Annotated in this window: 18 protein-coding genes; 8 read left to right on the forward strand and 10 right to left on the reverse strand. The window is 33.0% G+C overall.

Going from position 1 to position 17,551, the window contains the following annotated elements:
* Positions 1 to 3 precede the first annotated feature (3 nt).
* From ACM39_RS06380 to ACM39_RS06390, 3 genes are all read left to right on the forward strand, one after another.
* The gene (locus ACM39_RS06380; RefSeq protein ID WP_048510198.1) at positions 4 to 453 is read left to right on the forward strand and encodes an SRPBCC family protein; all 450 of its coding nucleotides are present in this window, start codon (positions 4 to 6) and stop codon (positions 451 to 453) included.
* Positions 454 to 548: 95 nt separating this feature from the next.
* On the forward strand, positions 549 to 1,007 hold the full coding sequence (locus ACM39_RS06385) for a membrane protein (RefSeq protein ID WP_048510199.1): 459 nt from the start codon (positions 549 to 551) through the stop codon (positions 1,005 to 1,007).
* 179 nt (positions 1,008 to 1,186) lie between these two features.
* Positions 1,187 to 3,190 (forward strand): alpha/beta hydrolase family protein, encoded by a 2,004-nt coding sequence (locus tag ACM39_RS06390; RefSeq protein ID WP_048510200.1) that lies wholly within the window; start codon positions 1,187 to 1,189, stop codon positions 3,188 to 3,190.
* 235 nt (positions 3,191 to 3,425) lie between these two features.
* Here the strand turns inward: ACM39_RS06390 and ACM39_RS06395 are convergent, their stop codons facing one another.
* The 4 genes from ACM39_RS06395 to ACM39_RS06410 form a co-directional block, all read right to left on the reverse strand.
* Positions 3,426 to 4,259 carry a glycosyltransferase family 2 protein gene (locus ACM39_RS06395; RefSeq protein ID WP_048510201.1) on the reverse strand — a complete coding sequence of 278 codons (834 nt, stop codon included), beginning with the start codon at positions 4,257 to 4,259 and terminating at the stop codon, positions 3,426 to 3,428.
* 316 nt (positions 4,260 to 4,575) lie between these two features.
* Positions 4,576 to 4,833: a hypothetical protein gene (locus tag ACM39_RS06400; protein WP_048510202.1), complete on the reverse strand. Its 258-nt coding sequence runs from the start codon at positions 4,831 to 4,833 to the stop codon at positions 4,576 to 4,578.
* An 85-nt stretch (positions 4,834 to 4,918) separates the two neighbouring features.
* Positions 4,919 to 5,266 (reverse strand): hypothetical protein, encoded by a 348-nt coding sequence (locus tag ACM39_RS06405; protein WP_048510203.1) that lies wholly within the window; start codon positions 5,264 to 5,266, stop codon positions 4,919 to 4,921.
* Positions 5,267 to 5,280: 14 nt separating this feature from the next.
* Positions 5,281 to 5,835, reverse strand: coding sequence for an RNA polymerase sigma factor (locus ACM39_RS06410; RefSeq protein ID WP_228377067.1), 555 nt, complete (start codon positions 5,833 to 5,835; stop codon positions 5,281 to 5,283).
* Between the two features lie 205 nt (positions 5,836 to 6,040).
* Here ACM39_RS06410 and ACM39_RS06415 point away from each other — a divergent pair, with 205 nt between their 5' ends.
* Positions 6,041 to 6,691: a J domain-containing protein gene (locus ACM39_RS06415; RefSeq protein ID WP_048510205.1), complete on the forward strand. Its 651-nt coding sequence runs from the start codon at positions 6,041 to 6,043 to the stop codon at positions 6,689 to 6,691.
* Here the strand turns inward: ACM39_RS06415 and ACM39_RS19190 are convergent.
* Positions 6,688 to 6,843 (reverse strand): hypothetical protein, encoded by a 156-nt coding sequence (locus ACM39_RS19190; RefSeq protein WP_165585102.1) that lies wholly within the window; start codon positions 6,841 to 6,843, stop codon positions 6,688 to 6,690. The two genes, ACM39_RS06415 and ACM39_RS19190, sit on opposite strands and share 4 nt — an antisense overlap.
* Positions 6,844 to 7,366: 523 nt before the next feature.
* On the opposite strand from ACM39_RS19190, the gene gcvP reads away from it, so the two are divergent.
* Positions 7,367 to 10,225, forward strand: coding sequence for an aminomethyl-transferring glycine dehydrogenase (gcvP, locus tag ACM39_RS06420; RefSeq protein WP_048510206.1), 2,859 nt, complete (start codon positions 7,367 to 7,369; stop codon positions 10,223 to 10,225).
* Between the two features lie 235 nt (positions 10,226 to 10,460).
* Here the strand turns inward: gcvP and ACM39_RS06425 are convergent, their stop codons facing one another.
* Both ACM39_RS06425 and ACM39_RS06430 read right to left on the reverse strand, forming a co-directional pair.
* Positions 10,461 to 11,180, reverse strand: coding sequence for an AAA family ATPase (locus ACM39_RS06425; RefSeq protein ID WP_048510207.1), 720 nt, complete (start codon positions 11,178 to 11,180; stop codon positions 10,461 to 10,463).
* 38 nt (positions 11,181 to 11,218) lie between these two features.
* On the reverse strand, positions 11,219 to 11,662 hold the full coding sequence (locus ACM39_RS06430; RefSeq protein WP_048510208.1) for a MepB family protein: 444 nt from the start codon (positions 11,660 to 11,662) through the stop codon (positions 11,219 to 11,221).
* 966 nt (positions 11,663 to 12,628) lie between these two features.
* Between ACM39_RS06430 and ACM39_RS06435 the strand changes: the two genes are divergently transcribed.
* A complete protein-coding gene (locus ACM39_RS06435) occupies positions 12,629 to 12,964 on the forward strand; it encodes a DMT family transporter (RefSeq protein ID WP_048510209.1) in 336 nt (111 codons plus the stop codon).
* A gap of 69 nt (positions 12,965 to 13,033) precedes the next feature.
* Here the strand turns inward: ACM39_RS06435 and ACM39_RS06440 are convergent, their stop codons facing one another.
* The gene (locus tag ACM39_RS06440) at positions 13,034 to 13,771 is read right to left on the reverse strand and encodes a DNA-formamidopyrimidine glycosylase family protein (RefSeq protein WP_048510210.1); all 738 of its coding nucleotides are present in this window, start codon (positions 13,769 to 13,771) and stop codon (positions 13,034 to 13,036) included.
* Between the two features lie 70 nt (positions 13,772 to 13,841).
* Here ACM39_RS06440 and ACM39_RS06445 point away from each other — a divergent pair, with 70 nt between their 5' ends.
* Positions 13,842 to 15,197, forward strand: coding sequence for a deoxyguanosinetriphosphate triphosphohydrolase (locus ACM39_RS06445; protein WP_048510355.1), 1,356 nt, complete (start codon positions 13,842 to 13,844; stop codon positions 15,195 to 15,197).
* Positions 15,198 to 15,201: 4 nt separating this feature from the next.
* Here the strand turns inward: ACM39_RS06445 and ACM39_RS19545 are convergent, their stop codons facing one another.
* Both ACM39_RS19545 and ACM39_RS19550 read right to left on the reverse strand, forming a co-directional pair.
* The gene (locus tag ACM39_RS19545) at positions 15,202 to 15,780 is read right to left on the reverse strand and encodes an NAD(P)H-dependent flavin oxidoreductase (protein ID WP_262483793.1); all 579 of its coding nucleotides are present in this window, start codon (positions 15,778 to 15,780) and stop codon (positions 15,202 to 15,204) included.
* Entirely contained in the window at positions 15,663 to 16,226 is a 564-nt protein-coding gene (locus tag ACM39_RS19550; protein WP_262483791.1) for a nitronate monooxygenase, read from the reverse strand. The genes ACM39_RS19545 and ACM39_RS19550 overlap by 118 nt, the downstream gene beginning before the upstream one ends.
* A 369-nt stretch (positions 16,227 to 16,595) precedes the next feature.
* On the opposite strand from ACM39_RS19550, the gene ACM39_RS06455 reads away from it, so the two are divergent.
* Positions 16,596 to 17,528 carry an SPFH domain-containing protein gene (locus tag ACM39_RS06455; protein ID WP_048510211.1) on the forward strand — a complete coding sequence of 311 codons (933 nt, stop codon included), beginning with the start codon at positions 16,596 to 16,598 and terminating at the stop codon, positions 17,526 to 17,528.
* The last annotated feature ends 23 nt before the right edge of the window (positions 17,529 to 17,551 follow it).

Consider the following 17,551-nt stretch of genomic DNA (forward strand, 5'->3'; position numbering starts at 1 on the left):
AATATGGAAACCCTATCTTATGAAAAAGTAATCAATGCTCCTAAGAACAAAGTCTGGGACATTCTTTGGAGCCCGGAAACATATAATGAATGGACAAAATTTTTCGCTCCCGATTCTACTATGAAATCTGATTGGAAAGTTGGTGGAAAAACATATTTTCTCAATGCGGAGGGTGAAGGAATGGTTTCAACAATTGATAGCCTTGACGAGCCAAATCAGGTTATTTTTAAGCATTTAGGAATGGTTGATAAAGAAGGAAACGAAGATACTGAAAGTAAGGAAGTGAAACAGTGGAGCGGTTCTTTTGAGAAATATATTCTAATTGATTTTGACGGGAAAACCAAACTTCACGCTGAGGTTCAGACTGAAAAAGAATGGCAGGATCATATAAATTCCGGTTTTATAAAAGGGCTGGAAATTGTGAAAAATCTTGCTGAAAATAATTCATTATGATTAAAATAGTTTATCCTTGGCAGATTGTACAAACCAGGCTTATTTTTATTTAATTTTAATGATCTCGACAGTCTGTAAGAAATAAAAAACTGAATATGAAACTATTAATAATTCTTTTCACAACATTTATTCTGGCTTTGCTGGGAACAAAAATATTTCAGGGGGACTGGAATTTTTTGTTTGCAGGCAATTTGGGAATGGCCGTTTTTATCATATTTACAGGTTTTTCTCATTTTAAATTTCAAAAAGGAATGGCGATGATGATCCCTGATTTTATTCCTGCGAAATTGTTTTGGGTATATTTTACCGGAATTATTGAAATTGCAGCAGGGATTGGATTAATGTTTCCTTCTATCCGTGAAATGACCGCTATTTTATTAATCATATTTTATGTATTAATATTTATCGCAAATATTAATTCTTCCCAAAAAAAGGTAAATATATTTAAAGGAGATTATTCAGGTCCCGGAATGGGATATCTGTACAAAGAACGGCTTCCGATGCAGGTTATTTTGATTGCTTGGACTTGGTATTTTGGAATTTATCTGAATTAGAAAAATATTATATTATGATTAAAACGGAGAGGTTACTTTCCGTTTTTTTTGGTTAACTTCACAAAATAGCGAATTGTTTGTAACGTTTTGTATTGTTTAAGTGTCTTATTAAGAAATATTTGCTTTTATTTAAATAAAAATGTTGAAATAACTATTCCAAACCAAATCAAAATAGAGTTATGAATCTAAATTCTAAAATTTTAACTACCGCTCACGTCGTAATATCAGCAATTATGATCAATGCACAGACTTCAATAACAAAGTTGCCGGGTGATCCTGCCTTAGTATCTTCTAAAGCCACTTTTGATAAGCTTATCTCTTATGATAAAGGGAATTTTAAATATAAAGTAGAAGATTATTTTGCAAGACCCAAAGCATCACAGTTTAAAATTTCTCCTGATGGACAATACCTTTCTTATAAGGAAAAAGACAAAGACAGCAAAAATCATGTCTATGTAAAAGACTTTAAAACAGGAAAAGTTACAAAAGCTCTTGTAGAAAAAGAGGATCTTATCAAAAGTTATGGCTGGCTTGATAAAAAACGTCTTTTCTATACCCAGGATAAAGGTGGAAATGAGAATATTCATCTTTATGCCGCAGATATTGACGGTAAAAACTTAAAAGATTTAACACCTTTTGAAGGAATTACGTTAGGGAATGTAAGATTAGTAAAAGATACCGAATTTGTGATTGTTACTATGAATAAGAACAATAAGCAGATCTTTGAACCTTATAAAATCAATTTCAATACAGGTGAAATGACACAGCTTTATGAAAATAAAGATGTTAACAGTCCTATTGATGATTATCTTTTCGATAAAGACGGAAACTTAAGAGGTTATATTGTTCTTGAAAATGGTTTAACAACTAAAACATACTATAAAGATCTACAGACCGGTAAATTCAATCTTTTAAAATCTACGGACTGGAAAGATACATTCAGCATTATCAGGCTCAATGATAATTCTAAAAATAAAGATGAGGCGTATGTTGTAACCAATCTGGATAGTGATAAATCAAGAATTGTCTTGTATGATTTAAAGAAAAATGCTGTAATTAAAGAAGTTTATTCTAATCCAACGTTTGATGTAAATTCAATAAGCGTTGCAGGGAAAAACAGAAATTACGAATTAGATTACATCAGCTATACAGGAATTAAAAATGAAACCATTCCTGTAAGTAATTTTTATAAAGACGTCCATAATAAATTGGCTGCTGAATTTGGGGATAAACAGTTTTATGTAGTTTCTTCAGATGACAATGATTCTAAACTTTTAGTGATTGTTGACAGTGACAAATTGTATGGAAAATATTATGAATATGATACCAAAACGAAAAATGTAAAACTGCTTTTTGATCTGATGCCTCAGTTGAAGGAAGAAGATATGGCGGAAATGCGCCCGATAGAATTTAAAAGCCGGGACGGTTTAACAATTCATGGTTACATTACTTTGCCAAAAGCTGCTTTGGAAGGTAAAAAAGTTCCATTAATAGTAAATCCTCATGGAGGTCCGCAGGGCATCAGAGATGATTGGGGATTCAATCCTGAAGCCCAGTTGTTTGCAAGCAGGGGTTATGCGACTTTGCAGGTTAATTTCCGAATTTCGGGAGGATATGGAAAAGAATTTCAGACGTCGGGTTATAAGCAAATTGGTAGAAAAGCGATGGATGATGTGGAAGATGGGGTAAAATACGTGATTCAACAAGGTTGGGCTGATAAGGATAAAGTAGCAATTTATGGCGGTAGCCACGGTGGTTATGCTACTTTGATGGGGCTTATAAAAACCCCGGATTTGTATTCTTGTGGAGTTGATTATGTCGGAGTTTCAAATATTTTTACATTCTTCGACTCTTTCCCTGAGTATTGGAAACCTTACAAGGAAATGGTAAAAGAGATCTGGTATGATTTGGATAATCCTGAAGAAGCTAAAATTGCAAAAGAAGTTTCTCCTGTTTTCCAGATTGATAAAATCAAAAAACCTTTGTTTGTAGTCCAGGGAGCGAATGATCCAAGAGTAAATATCAATGAGTCTGATCAGATTGTAAAAGCCTTAAGAAGTAAAGGTTTTGAAGTTCCCTATATGGTAAAATATGATGAAGGACACGGATTCGGGAAAGAACCCAACAGAATTGAGTTATATAAATCTATGTTAGGATTCTTTGCTGAAAATTTCAATAAATAAAACCGGCAATTTTTATAATTAAAGAAACGGAAAGTATTTTGCTTTCTGTTTTTTTATTTGTCATTGTAAATAACGAAACTGGCAGTGATGTAGAAAGTTTTAACGGTTGGCTTACCATTCTATAAAATCCAGAATTCCTGCGGAACTGATAAAATATAAAATATATTCAATAGATTGTTGACCGTTAGATCATAATCTAATTCATATTTTCTTTATTCCATATACTCATTTACAATTATACAGTTGAATGTTTGAGCAATAATTTCATTTTGGTTTTTAATCTATATAAAAAGCTAACCTGATAGTTAAGAAGCATAAAGATTTCTTCAGAATTTCCATACACCTCGGGGACTTTTTGATTGTTAATGATTTTAATACCTCTTCGCCTCATTGTTTCATGAATTACTTTTGCAAATGAATCTTTTGCACTCTGTTTTGAGCTTTCCTGAGATATTCCATCAGAATGAAGCCTGTATTTGTATAAAACGTCATTGATAAACTTTATATTTCCAAGTTCTAAAATTTTCAAATATAGATCTTGGTCAACCGCACTTTTCAGGTTGGGATTTATTCCTGATGTCCTTAGGTAAGCTTCTTTTTTAAAAGTGAAGAAATGGGCAAATTGAATAGGACAATTAAAAAAATATGGATTGTTATAAATTTGTTTGGTATTAGCAAATACTTTTTGGGGGACTAGTTTCTCATCACACATCATCATTTTAGAATAGGTTGCAACAATATCAGCATTCTCGTATTGCTTAATTGATTCTTCCAATGCTGCCGGATAAAGTGCATCATCTGGATCTAAATAGGCGCATATTTCCCCTGTTGCATAATCCATACATTTTCCTTTGGTATACCCGCAGCCTTTATTTTCCGGATTTTCATATAACAGGAATCTGTCATCCCCGTTTATTATTTCCTTAATTAGTTCTACTGAATTATCTGTGGAAGCATCATCAACAATAATAACTTCCCAATTATTATATGTTTGATTTATTAATGAGAGATAACAGTCTTTAAAATATTTTCCATTATTGTAATTTGCAATTAAAATTGAAATTTTCATAGTTTGTGTTAATTTTAAAATCAGGTTAGAAATATGTTTTTGCAAAATTCGTGCACAACTGGGTATTCACACAGATGTGATGACTGATAAAATTGTAATAGAGATTGATGATAAATCTTAACTTGCTGATAAGTAGTAGTTTATTCGTGTTTTGTGAACCTCGATTTTTTTTATATTTTTTTCTAGTTCGTAGAATAAATATTCTTTATTTTTGACTTTGAACACCTAAATTTATATCCTTATTGTAAAAAAACCCGGCGCGGGAAGCATAGCTTCCCGCGCCGGGTTTTTTTACAATTTCAATTTAGTTTATTTTTTATTTCTCGAATGCTTCGTGTCTTCTACCACATCTTGAAGCAAATTCTTTTTTAAATTTTCCTTTCAATTCTTGGTATTCGTCTTCGTTCATTTCTCTGATTTTGTCTGCCAATCCGAAAGGAGATTTTTCTTTGATTCCGTATTCTTCGAAAACACCTTTTACAAATCTTTTTCTTTCAATTGCTTTTTTAGCGATTATTGCAACTCCGGCTACGGCTAATGCTCCCAGAGCACCTTTTAATACTGAATTTTTCATTTTTTTTAAATTTTAAATTTTACTACTTCTTGTTTTTTTATATAGACGAATGAATTTTAATTTTACTTTACTACTTCTAAAATTTTTATGATTCGTTTGTTCTGTTGTGTCTGTTGAAGAATCCGCCTGAACATCTATCTCTCCAGACTTCTTTGAATTTTTCTCTTTCTTCAGGAGATAAACTCATCATCTTATCTCGCATCATTTTCTTTTCTTTAAAATCTCTCATTCCTTTCCCGAAATGGAAACCTCCGAAGAGAATTTTACTCAAAATCAAAATTCCCATTGCCTGCCAGTATGTTATCGATTTCACTCCTAAAATCTCAGGAAGCAGGCAATTCCAAAGCGTCATTACAATCCAGGTAACGGCTAAAAAAATCAGTGGCGGACATAGAATTAAAAAAATCCATCCTTTTTTATGTTTATGATTCATATCTTTCTTTTTTACTAATTATTTAAGTCTTCGTATAATTTTCTCAATCTGTTTCTCAAATGCTTTACAGCATAGTTTTTTCGACTGATAATTGTTTTAATATTTTCGCCTTGTTCATCGGCAATTTCCTGGAGAGTTTTGTCGTTGAGCTCGTTTTCTACGTAGACGAGTCTTTGTTTTTCCGGCAATTCTTCTAAAGCCTCAAAAAGCTTTTTCCAAATCTCATCCTGAAACATTTTTATTTCCGGACCTGCACTTTCATCCAGCAAAAGAATGTCTTTTATTGAAAAACTTCCGTCTTCATCTTCGTAAACAAAATCTTCTAAATTTTCGGTTTTCTTTTTTCGGTATTTGTCAGTGATTTTATTGGCTGTCACTCTGTACAGCCAACCGCCAACATTCACAATCTCAGAAAGATTGGTAAGACTACTGAACTGATACCATACTTCCTGCAGAATATCTTCCGCATCTTCCGTGTTTTTCACCTTCGGACGAATATAAGACATCAGCTTTCCTCCGTACTTTGAAACGGCTTGCGAGATGATATTTTCCTTCTCCTTCTGTGGCATTGCTATTTTTTCGACAACCTCCATATTGCTATGACGATTGATATTTTTATTTTACTTTAATAAATTTAAAATATTTTTCCGGAAATCCTGTTTTTCTTTTATTTGTCACATTTTTCAACTTTCCTTTTACTGTATTCGGAATGACAAAAATCCTGCAAAAATTAAAGACTTAAAGAAAATAAAATTCTTATTTTTGCATAGTTCAATGAAAGATTACTACTATTTTCTAGGGATTTCGCATGATGCTTCGGATGAGGACATCAAAAAGTCTTATAGAAAGTTATCTTTAAAATATCATCCGGATAAAAATGACAATGATGATTTTTTTGCCGAACGTTTTCGTGAAATTCAGGAAGCTTATGAAACATTGAGCGATAAAAGTAAAAGATATACTTATGACCAGAATTTAGAAAGTCATCAGAAAAGTTTTCGTTATAATATTCCACCTTCAATTAAGACTTTTACAGCAAATAAAATTCATGTAAAAAAAGGGGAAGAGATTATTATTAATTGGCAGACACAAAATGCTGATGTGGTAAAAGTCCTGCCTTTTGGTTTGGAAAAGCCTTATGGAGAAAGAATTTTTAAAATTACGGAATTTAAAGACGGGAAGTTTCAGATTTTGCTTCATGCAACAAATTCACTGTTACATAAAACAGCAGTTCAGGGAATTACAATTACTGAGGTTTTTGAAAGTGAAGGTGAAAAATTCAGGGATAAGGCAGAAGAATTATTCAGGTCGCAACCTAAAACACCTATGAATCCGCATGGCCAGCCAAAAATTATGAAAATAATTGTTGGAATAGTAGTGATAATAATGGCGATCTATTTTTTGGTAAAAAGTTTTAGCAATTAAGCCAGCTTTTTCCTCCCCGGACATTTTTTACATCTTTTTCCTTTTTTAAATTTTTTGCAGCAAGATTTTTTGTCGCCACAGTAAATATCTTCATTATTAAAAGAAAATGCAGGAGTCAAAGCCGGTACTTTGAAAGGGACAATCATATTCATGCTGCAAATATATTAATTTAGAATAAATATAGATAATAAATTTTCATAAATTGTTTTGATGCTGATTATTAATAATTTAACATTTTTATGAATCAAAAAACATTAGAATTTAAGCCTTATTAATGATTAAAGTTCGTATGTGAGCTTTTTTGAACTTCAATTTTTTTATTCTTTGCATGAATATCAGCAAGGTTCACCTATAGAATTTTAATAAAGCTAAAAAATAAAGTTGGGATCAATTATTAGTAAAATCCCTTTAACTGATTATTTTTAGAACAAAATAGGTATTTGGATATTGTATTATGAAAAAATATCTGCTGAAGTTTTTTTAAGATTAGCGTTTAAAATCATGTAATTTATATTTAAAATTAAATTTTTAGCTGAATTGATTGATAATAATATATTGATTTTAAATATATAAGAGTGTTTCCCATAATTTATGCGAGGTTTTGAGATTGTTGTACAATCGTGTAAAAAATTGTAATTTTACCCATCTTTTTTACAAACAAAATCTAATATAAAAATGAATACAGAACAGTTTGTGAGCCGCCATATTTCCCTAAATGAAGCCGATAAGCAGGCAATGTTGGAAAGAATTGGCGTTTCAAGTATCGAAGAATTAATTTCTCAAACCATCCCTTCTTCTATCCGTTTAGAAAAAGATCTTGAAATCTCAAAACCGCTTTCAGAATACGAAATGCTTATCCATTCGAAAGAACTGGCATCGAAAAATACTGATTATACAAGCTATATCGGTTTTGGATATCACAATACATTGTTGCCATCGGCTATTCAAAGAAATATTTTTGAAAATCCGAGCTGGTATACTGCTTATACCCCTTATCAGGCGGAAATCGCACAGGGAAGATTAGAAGCTTTGCTCAATTATCAGACTGTTGTATGTGATCTTACAGGTTTTGCTTTAGCAAATGCGTCATTATTAGATGAATCTACGGCTGCTGCAGAAGCAATGCATATGTTCTTTAATAACAGAACGAAGGATCAGAAAAAAGCAAATGCAAACAAATTCTTTGTTTCTGACCTTGTTTTACCTCAAACAGTTTCTGTTTTAAAAACTAAAGCTGAAGGTTTGGCAATCGAGATTGTAGAAGGTGACCACAAAACTCATCAGTTTGATGAAACTTATTACGGAGTCTTATTACAATATCCCGGTAAAAACGGTATCGTTCTGGATTATTCAGAAGATATTGTAGAATATAAAAAATTAGATTTACAGGTTGTTGTTGCTTGTGATCCTATGGCTTTGGTTAAATTAAAATCCCCTGCTTCAATGGGAGCAGACTGTGCGGTTGGAACTTCACAGAGATTTGGTATTCCATTGGGTTACGGAGGTCCCCATGCGGCATTTTTCTCTTGTAAGGAAGATTATAAAAGAGATATTCCGGGAAGAATCATCGGGGTTTCTCAGGATATGTACGGAAAGCGTGCATTGAGAATGGCTTTACAAACCAGAGAGCAGCACATCAAGAGAGAAAGAGCAACTTCAAATATTTGTACGGCCCAGGTTCTTTTAGCTGTGATGGCAGGAATGTATGCTGTTTATCATGGTCCAAAAGGATTAAATTACATCGCTGATCAGATTCACTTTAAAGCAAATGCTTTGAAAAACGGCCTTAAGGCTCTAGGATACCAAACTGTTGAAGAGCCCATCTTTGATACGGTAAAAATAGTGATGAGTGAAGATGAAAAAGGAAGATTATCAAGATTGATGCTTGATCACAGGTTGAATCTGAACTATTTCACAGAAGGAATTGTAAGCATTGCTATCAATGAAAGTACAACATTAGAGAAATTAAATTATTTAATGGCTTCTTTTGCTCAGTTTAAAGATAAGCAGACTTTCAAATTAGAAATAAAAGAAGGATACAGTATCCCTGAAGAGAATTTAAGAAAAGACGAAATTCTTACAGAAGAAGTATTCAATAAATATCATACAGAAACGGAATTGATGCGTTACATCAAACGTTTGGAAAGAAAAGATTTATCATTAACGCATTCCATGATTTCTCTGGGTTCTTGTACAATGAAGCTGAATGCTGCTACTCAGATGTTGCCACTTTCTTGGGCAGATTGGGGAAGTGTTCATCCGTTTGTACCGGTAGATCAAGCTGGAGGTTATCAGGAAATGATTAGAGAACTGGAGAAAGATTTAGCTAAAATCACTGGTTTTGCAGGAACTTCTCTTCAGCCAAATTCTGGAGCTCAGGGAGAATATGCAGGGCTAATGGTTATCAGAGAATACCATATTTCAAGAGGTGAAGGTCACAGAAATGTAGTGTTGATTCCTCAGTCTGCACACGGAACAAATCCGGCTTCTGCAGCAATGGCAGGAATGAAAATCGTTGTTGTTAAAAATCTTGAAAACGGAGAAATTGATTTCGAAGATTTAAAAGCTAAGACAGAACAGCATTCTGAAAATTTAGCTTGTGTAATGATTACCTATCCCTCAACTTACGGCTTCTTTGATGCCAATATTAAAGAAATCACAAGCCTGATTCACCAACATGGGGGACAAGTGTATATGGATGGGGCAAATATGAACGCTCAGGTAGGATTCACAAGTCCCGGGAATATCGGGGCAGACGTTTGCCACCTGAATCTTCACAAGACTTTTGCAATTCCTCACGGTGGAGGAGGTCCCGGAGTGGGTCCAATCTGTGTTGCTAAACATTTGGTTCCGTTCCTTCCGACAAATGCAAACATCAGAATCGGAGCTAAAGAAGCGATTGAAGGGATTTCTGCGGCACCTTACGGTTCCGGATTAATTTTAAATATTTCTTACGCTTATATCAAAATGTTAGGAACTTCAGGTTTGAAAAAGGCGACTGAACATGCTATCCTGAATGCTAATTATTTAAAAGAAATTTTAGCAGAACATTTCCCGATTTTATATTCAAACGAAAATGGAAAAGTGGCTCACGAATGTATCGTAGATTTCAGACAATTTAAATCGTTAGGAATTGAAGTTGCTGATGTTGCCAAGAGATTGATGGACTATGGTTTCCATGCTCCAACAGTTTCCTTCCCGGTTGCAGGGACATTGATGATTGAGCCTACAGAATCGGAAAGCAAAGCAGAAATTGACCGTTTTGCAGAAGCCTTAATTGCTATTAAACAAGAAATTGATGAGATTGCCAATGGAGAAGCTGATGCTGCAAATAATGTATTAAAAAACGCTCCTCACACCGAGCAGGTAGTAATCTCTGATTCTTGGGATAAACCATACAGCAGAGAAAAAGCGGCATACCCACTGGAGTGGGTAAGAGATCATAAATTCTTTGCTTCTGTTTCCAGAGTTGATGAAGCTTACGGAGATAGAAACTTGGTTTGTACTTGTGAGCCGATTGAAGCTTATATGTAATAGGAATTTTTCTAAATATAAATAAAAATCCCTTTCAATTTGAAAGGGATTTTTATTTATATTGCCACTGTTCAAAATTTATAAAGAAATTACAGTTTACTCACATATTGTATAATTTCTTTCAGTACTTTAACATTAATATCTTTAATCGTTTTAAACTTAATATAATATTCTGCTTACACCGCTTTATTTATCCTTTTTCCATTTATGGAACTTAATATAAGTTAATATTCTCTCATATTTGGTTTTGATGTTTCCCTTCCAGTTTACTAATCAAAGTCCCTTTTACTGCCGTAAAAGCATAATCTTTAGCTTCCGCAAAAGAGATATCATATTTTCGTTCTATTTGTCTCAAATCTTCCGGGAATTTGAATAAAAGATTATCATAAAAACTATCTAAAAATTTTTTAGAAGGCATTTCATAGTTAATCTTTAGTTGAAATCTTCTTATTAAAGCTGCATCAATAATTTCAGGATGGTTTGTAGCACACAGTAAAAGTGCATTTTCGGGGTAATAATCAATCAGTTGAATCAAAGTATTTACAAGTCTTCTCATTTCGCCCACGTCTTTATCGTCACTGCCTCTTGCTTTCCCGATTTGATCAAGTTCATCAAGGAAAAGCACCGATCTCTCTCTGGAAGCTTTATCAAAAATCATCTTAATATTCTGTGAAGTTTCACCAATTCTTGACGAAACAATATTACTCAGATTAAGAATAATGATATTTTTGCCCAAAGTGTTTGCAATTGCTTTTGCAGTCATAGTTTTTCCGCACCCGGAGCTTCCTTGCAGAAGAATTTTATTGTTGACAGGGAGTCCGTATTCCTGAAGTTCTTTGAGGTAAGTATGTTCTTTGATGAGCTGTACAAACTGTTTTTTATTGGTTTCGTCAAGGAAAACATCATTGAGCGTAACTTTTTCTTTGTCCTGAATGATAAGGTTATACAGATTCATTGTGTATTGAAATTATACAAAGATAAAGTTTTAAAATTTTAAACAACGGAATTCAGAATCCCCTTAGACTTTTCAATATAATTGATTTCGGAAAAGTTTATAAATGATTTTGTTTGCCAGTTTTTTGTTTTTTCAGCCTGCTTATTTTTGATGATATCCCAATCCGGATAAACTCTGAAACCTCTTTTTCCTTCTTTGGCAGATGTAGTTAAAATTTTGTTTTGAATTAAAACATTTTGGCTGAAAAAGAAAAATCCTCTCTTATTTTGAGATTCAGCAGCGATGATGTAAAAACCAAAATTATCTTTGTCTTCAAAGGGTTCTATTTCTTTAGTTTCAGGATTTCTTTTCCATAAAGTAACGAATTGTCCAATTTTTTTAGGTGTAATTTTCGCTTTTCGGAATTTTATACTGAATTGATTGAGCTTAAAATTATACCCGAAATATTCTTCACATTCCAAATCTTTGCTAAGGTCAGTCATTTTTTAAATTTACTTTGTCGAAAATCAATCTCTGCATGTCTTCAAACTCTTTTTTCATTATTAATAATATTTCCTTAAAACACAAACATAGGAATTTGATAACAATTTAAAGGATATAAAAACAAAAAAGCCGAACTTTCGTTCGACCCTATCGGCTATTATAAAAATTAAAATTTGTTAAGTGAAAAGTTTCCTACATTATGTTTTTCTGCCCTTTTACTCCAATTGAGTAAAAGAGCGAACAACCTGAAATAGATTGTAAACATAATACGATTTAGTAAATATATTCTATAAGCGGTTATTTTTTTAATAGAATATAATTAATTTCTTTCTCTTCTAGCTGTAATAAAATAAGAAGTGAATACTACTAAACATGTTGCAATTCCAATGTAAGTTACCATTTTGTTGTATTTTTAATTATTTGACTTTTAATTATCAATTTTACATTTGCAATATTACTATTTTCAAATCACGTGCCAAAGTAAATAATCATGATGTTTATCAGTGAGTTAAGGGTGTTATTTGTTTATTTTTAATAAGGGTTTGTTTACATTAATTTAATGTATTTTTAAAAATTTATATGTAATTTTATTGATTTATCTGTAAATTTTTGTCAATCTGATAACGCTTTGATGTTTTAGGTTTATGACTTAATAATGCAAAAAGAAAATAAATGGTATGCATAATATATTGACCATGGGTAAAAAAAGCCCCAAAATTTAAGTTGAGAAAGATTTTGTATTAAGAAAATTTATTTTTGGTTTAAAATTTTCTGTGATTTTGCAAAAATGTAAAGTAACGTTTCGAAGCAGGAAGATTAATTGTCATGATGTATGTCAAAAATGAACTGTCTTATCTTTCATAAAATAATTTGTTATGTAAACAGAAGTGTGGGCTTTTAGCTTTCTTTAGTACTAGTAGCCACATAGAAATGTTTTTTGATTATTTTTACAGGTAAAACAGAATATGGGTAGAAGTTATTTATTTTTGGTTTTGGCGATTATTTTTGAAATTATAGCTACCACTTTCCTGAAAAAGTCTGATCAGTTTACAAAACTTTGGCCTTCTATATTTACCGTATTAGGTTATATTGCGGCTTTTTATTGTTTAAGCCTTGCATTGCGCCAAATTCCTGTTGGGATTGCCTATGCGGTTTGGTCCGGAGTAGGGATTATATTTATTACCATTATAGGAATTGTTGTCTTCAAACAAACTCCTGATTTACCTGCAATTGTTGGGATTTCCTTGATAGTTGTAGGTGTGATTGTGATCAATCTGTTTTCTAAAATGGGAGGTCAATAAATTCATTTTAATTATGAAATTAAAGCCGTTTACCACTTTTCCAAAAGGTTTAAAAGAAAGATTGATGTTTTACTGATACAATTTTTGATCTTTTTCGCAATAAAAACTTCTTCTTTTTCCAAGCCCTGTTTGCTTTTTCACTAGTTTTTCTCCACAAATCGGACAAGTGGATTTTGTATGAACAAGCCAATGCTGTTTTAGGACAAAATCACGTTTCCATTTCAGAAAATCAAAACTATAATTTCTTGCTTCAGCGATGAGCTCTTTTAACTTTTTTGAAGGCAAATTTCCGATTAAACTTTCCGGCTGCACTGCAATTCTAAATAAAACTTCATTCTTAATGATATTCCCGACTCCTGAAAAAATATCCTGATTCATCAATGCATCACATACCATCATTCCAGGATTGGTTTTTAGTTTTTTTTCTGCTTTTTCAGGATTCCATGCATTACTCATAACATCAGCTTCCCAATCAATTTTTGATAGAAATTCTGAATCTGCAAGCTTTACATTACAGGTGTAAAAATAAATTCCGCCATCTTTAAAAATCAATGATAGCCGCAATTGCTGGTCTGGCTTTGTCTGTTCGTCAATGCTGTAAGTACCGAACATTAACAAATGAATTCTCACAGCAGTTTCATCAAAAATAAGATAGGTCTGCTTTCCAAAAGTCCTGATTTCCCTTAAAATTTTCTTTTCAAGAATTTCTTTGTCAAATTTTGCGTTTCCGGAAACTTCTAAAACCTTTTTACCTACAAATTTTTGCAGGTTTTCTTTCATTAATATTATGGATGGGCCTTCGGGCATAATTTTGCTTTATAATAAAAATTCAAATATTATTCCGTAAAAGTAAAATTTGAAGTAATTTTGAAAAATGATGAATTTAAATCAGATTTTTACGAATCAGCGTACAGGGAATAATCCACATACCAAGGCTTCGAGAACAGATTTTCAGAGAGATTTTGACAGAATTATTTTTTCTTCGGCTTTCAGAAGACTTCAGAATAAAACACAGGTTTTCCCACTTCCCGGAAGTGTTTTTGTACATAACCGTCTGACACACTCGCTTGAAGTTTCATCTGTGGGAAGAAGTTTGGGAAGTATTATCGGAGAATTTATTCATGATAATTTTAAAAATGATTTGACGGAAGATTCCAAGAATTTTTATCTCCATAATTTAGGGAATGTAATTGCTGCAGCCTGCCTTTGTCATGATGTCGGGAATCCTGCCTTCGGGCACTCTGGGGAAGATGCAATTGCAAGTTATTTTGATAGAAATGAAAATGATTTGAAACCTAAATTCAGTGAAAAAGAATGGGCCGATTTGGTAAATTTCGAAGGGAATGCAAATGCAATCCGGGTATTAGCCCAGCAGCAGCATGGAAAAGATGCAGGAGGAATTCAGCTTACATTTTCAACACTGGCGAGTATTGCTAAATATCCCTGTGAGGCAATTGCCAAAAAGAAAGGAATCATTCATAGAAAGAAATTTGGTTTTTTTCAAAATGAAAAGGATATTTTCCTTGAAATTGCAAAAGGAACGAATTTAATTTCAGAAAGCGAAGAACCTCACATCTTCAAAAGACATCCTTTTGTCTGGTTGGTGGAAGCTGCAGATGATATTTGCTATAATATTATCGATATGGAAGATGCTCACAGATTGGGTATTGTTTCAACGGCAGACTGCAAAAATCTATTTTTTGAATTGGTAAAATCCGAGACGGATGATGTTGATAGAATAGAAAGAAAACTGAGTTCTATTTCTAATGAAAACGAGCAAATTTCTTATTTAAGAGCAAAAGTTATCAATGCTTTAATCAATAAGTCGCTTGAGATGTATCAACAGAACTTTGAAACGATTCTTAAAGGAAATCTTGATAAGGCTCTGCTGGATATGTATAAAACTGAAAATAAATCATTACAGGATATTGAAAGTTTTTCAGTGGAAAAAATTTATAATCACAAGGCTGTTGTGGAAATCGAAAATGCAGGCTACAATGTAATGTACGAATTGTTAGATCATTTCATCCCATCTATTTTGAAACATGAAGATGAAAGAAAATCGTATGATAATAAAGCATTGAAACTCCTTCCAAGACAATTTGTTTATAAAGATGGAAGTGATTACCAAAAAGTTCTCGGCGTTATTGATTTTGTTTCAGGGATGACCGATAATTATGCCACTGATCTTTACCGAAAAATCAAAGGAATTGAAATAGGAATGACTGTTTAAGATTCTATTTATTTAATAATTCAGAAGCTTCTTCAATTAATGATTTCATTAATGTGGAAGCTTTTTTATGTTTTAAAATTGGTGCAATCTGACCGCACCAGAAGAAAACCAAATCATTTTTTTGTTGTTCTAAAGCTGCTTTTCTCAGCTCTCCCATAAATATTGTCTGTAGAGGGAAAGGCAATGTTTTATTCGTTGCAGCCAATACATTTCTTGTAATTTCTGTTGTGATTCCCCGGCCTAACCTTCCTGTATAAGCTCTGGAAAGAGTAGTAGATTTTGCTGAATCAGAAAATAAAAATTCTTTATGAACCGGCAATGCTCCGGATTCGTCAGTTGCTAAAAATGCCGTTCCTATTTGTACGGCTTCGGCTCCAAGCGTGAATGCTCCTGCAATTCCTCGTCCGTTGGCGATTCCCCCGGCTGCAACAACGGGAATTTTCACTTTATCTTTAATTAACTGAATCAAAACGAAAGTTCCTGTTGTTGAAAGTTCAGATTTATCCAAAAATGAAGGTCTGTGACCTCCACTTTCAAATCCGGACGCAATAATAATGTCAACTCCGATATTTTCCAGAGCAATAGCTTCGTCCAAAGTAGTTGCATTTCCCAATACGATCGTTCCCTGTCTATGAAGACTTCAATGATTTTTTCGTCTAATAAACCAAACATAAAACTGAAAACTTTAGGTTTGATATCAAATACAACCTGCAATTGATTTTGAAATCTGGGTTTAAAAGTGGGCGGTGGAGCGGGAATTTCGGTATTTAAAAGCTCAAAATAAGGTTTGAATGTCTTAACTGCCTTTTCGTATTGTTTCTGGGTATGCTCTTTATCAATAATATCGTGATCATTCACCCAAAGATTTAGATTGTAAGGCTTGTCGGTTTTAGATTTTATTTCTTTATCAATCTCATAAATTTCCTGAGGTGACAAAGTATATGCTCCAAATCCCCCTAAACCACCGAGATTACTCACCGTAGTTGTCAGTTTGATGGTCGATAAACCTCCACCAAAAGGGCCCTGCATGATTGGATACTCAATTCCTAATAATTGTGTAATTCTATTTCTATTCCACATGATGATAAAATAACTTAAAGTTTTATATCGGAAAATGTTTTATTATAATCAGTCATTTACCGTTTATTTTATGGGAAGTTATAAAAAATTATAGTAATTAAAATCATACATTTTTACGATTAATTACGCAGGTTCCTTTCTACATAGATGATATAGTTTGTGAAATTAATTTGTTTTTAGCAGCAGATAAGCTCTTTGGTGTTCATTCAGCTCTTCCAACACCTTAAATTAATTTTTGTTATATTTAAGCAGGTACAGTTGGAAAGTATTTTTTAACAAAGCAAAAATTATTACGACACATTATTAAAAATTAAAACTATGGCATATTTAGGAATTATTGTTTTTATCGGACTGGTTACATTATTTGCGTCTTTTTTCACCGTAAAACAGGAAACAGCAGCGATTGTGGAGCGTTTAGGGAAATTTCACTCTGTTCGCCACGCGGGTTTACAGCTTAAAATACCTTATTTAGATAGAATTTCAAAAAGAATGAATCTGAGGATTCAGCAATTGGATGTAATGATTGATACTAAAACACTGGATAATGTTTTTGTGAAGATGAAAATATCTGTACAGTTTCAGGTAATCAGAACACAGGTTGCAGATGCTTATTATCGTCTTGAAAGCCCACACGACCAGATTACTTCTTATGTTTTTGATGTAGTAAGAGCAGAGGTGCCAAAGTTGAAACTGGATGATGTATTTCTTAAAAAAGATGATATTGCAATTGCTGTAAAAGCCGAACTTCAGGAGGCGATGCAAAGTTATGGATATGATATTATCAAAGCTCTAGTAACTGATATTGATCCGGATGAACAGGTAAAACATGCGATGAACAGAATTAATGCGGCAGAAAGAGAAAAAACAGCAGCAGAATACGAGTCTGAAGCACAGAGAATCAGAATTGTCGCAGTCGCAAAAGCAGAAGCCGAATCAAAAAAACTCCAGGGGCAAGGTATTGCAGATCAAAGAAGAGAAATTGCGAAAGGTCTTGAAGAATCTGTAAGGATGTTGAATAACGTCGATATTAATTCTCACGAAGCGTCTGCATTAATCGTTGTTACCCAGCATTATGATACATTACATTCTGTAGGAGCGAATAACAGAAGCAATTTGGTTTTATTACCAAACTCGCCAACGGCAGCAAGCGGAATGTTGAATGATTTAGTAGTTGCAATGACCACTGCCAATACAGTAGGAGAAGCAAACAAAGGAAATTATCCGCCTCCTCCAAAAGAGCATGGACATTAATTATAAAAAAAACCTCCGAAATT

Source organism: Chryseobacterium sp. FH2 (assembly GCF_001045455.1).
Lineage (GTDB): Bacteria > Bacteroidota > Bacteroidia > Flavobacteriales > Weeksellaceae > Chryseobacterium.

Coding starts and splice junctions, on each gene's coding strand:
- ACM39_RS06425 (WP_048510207.1), bottom strand. CDS start 11,180: ATGAATCTGTATAACCTTATCATTCAGGACAAAGAAAAAGTTACGCTC.
- ACM39_RS06445 (WP_048510355.1), top strand. CDS start 13,842: ATGAATTTAAATCAGATTTTTACGAATCAGCGTACAGGGAATAATCCA.
- ACM39_RS06405 (WP_048510203.1), bottom strand. CDS start 5,266: ATGAATCATAAACATAAAAAAGGATGGATTTTTTTAATTCTATGTCCG.
- ACM39_RS06435 (WP_048510209.1), top strand. CDS start 12,629: ATGGGTAGAAGTTATTTATTTTTGGTTTTGGCGATTATTTTTGAAATT.
- ACM39_RS06385 (WP_048510199.1), top strand. CDS start 549: ATGAAACTATTAATAATTCTTTTCACAACATTTATTCTGGCTTTGCTG.
- ACM39_RS06380 (WP_048510198.1), top strand. CDS start 4: ATGGAAACCCTATCTTATGAAAAAGTAATCAATGCTCCTAAGAACAAA.
- ACM39_RS06410 (WP_228377067.1), bottom strand. CDS start 5,835: ATGCCACAGAAGGAGAAGGAAAATATCATCTCGCAAGCCGTTTCAAAG.
- ACM39_RS19550 (WP_262483791.1), bottom strand. CDS start 16,226: ATGCAGGGCCCTTTTGGTGGAGGTTTATCGACCATCAAACTGACAACT.
- ACM39_RS06415 (WP_048510205.1), top strand. CDS start 6,041: ATGAAAGATTACTACTATTTTCTAGGGATTTCGCATGATGCTTCGGAT.
- ACM39_RS06400 (WP_048510202.1), bottom strand. CDS start 4,833: ATGAAAAATTCAGTATTAAAAGGTGCTCTGGGAGCATTAGCCGTAGCC.
- ACM39_RS06395 (WP_048510201.1), bottom strand. CDS start 4,259: ATGAAAATTTCAATTTTAATTGCAAATTACAATAATGGAAAATATTTT.
- ACM39_RS06430 (WP_048510208.1), bottom strand. CDS start 11,662: ATGACTGACCTTAGCAAAGATTTGGAATGTGAAGAATATTTCGGGTAT.
- ACM39_RS06455 (WP_048510211.1), top strand. CDS start 16,596: ATGGCATATTTAGGAATTATTGTTTTTATCGGACTGGTTACATTATTT.
- ACM39_RS06390 (WP_048510200.1), top strand. CDS start 1,187: ATGAATCTAAATTCTAAAATTTTAACTACCGCTCACGTCGTAATATCA.
- ACM39_RS19190 (WP_165585102.1), bottom strand. CDS start 6,843: ATGAATATGATTGTCCCTTTCAAAGTACCGGCTTTGACTCCTGCATTT.
- gcvP (WP_048510206.1), top strand. CDS start 7,367: ATGAATACAGAACAGTTTGTGAGCCGCCATATTTCCCTAAATGAAGCC.
- ACM39_RS06440 (WP_048510210.1), bottom strand. CDS start 13,771: ATGCCCGAAGGCCCATCCATAATATTAATGAAAGAAAACCTGCAAAAA.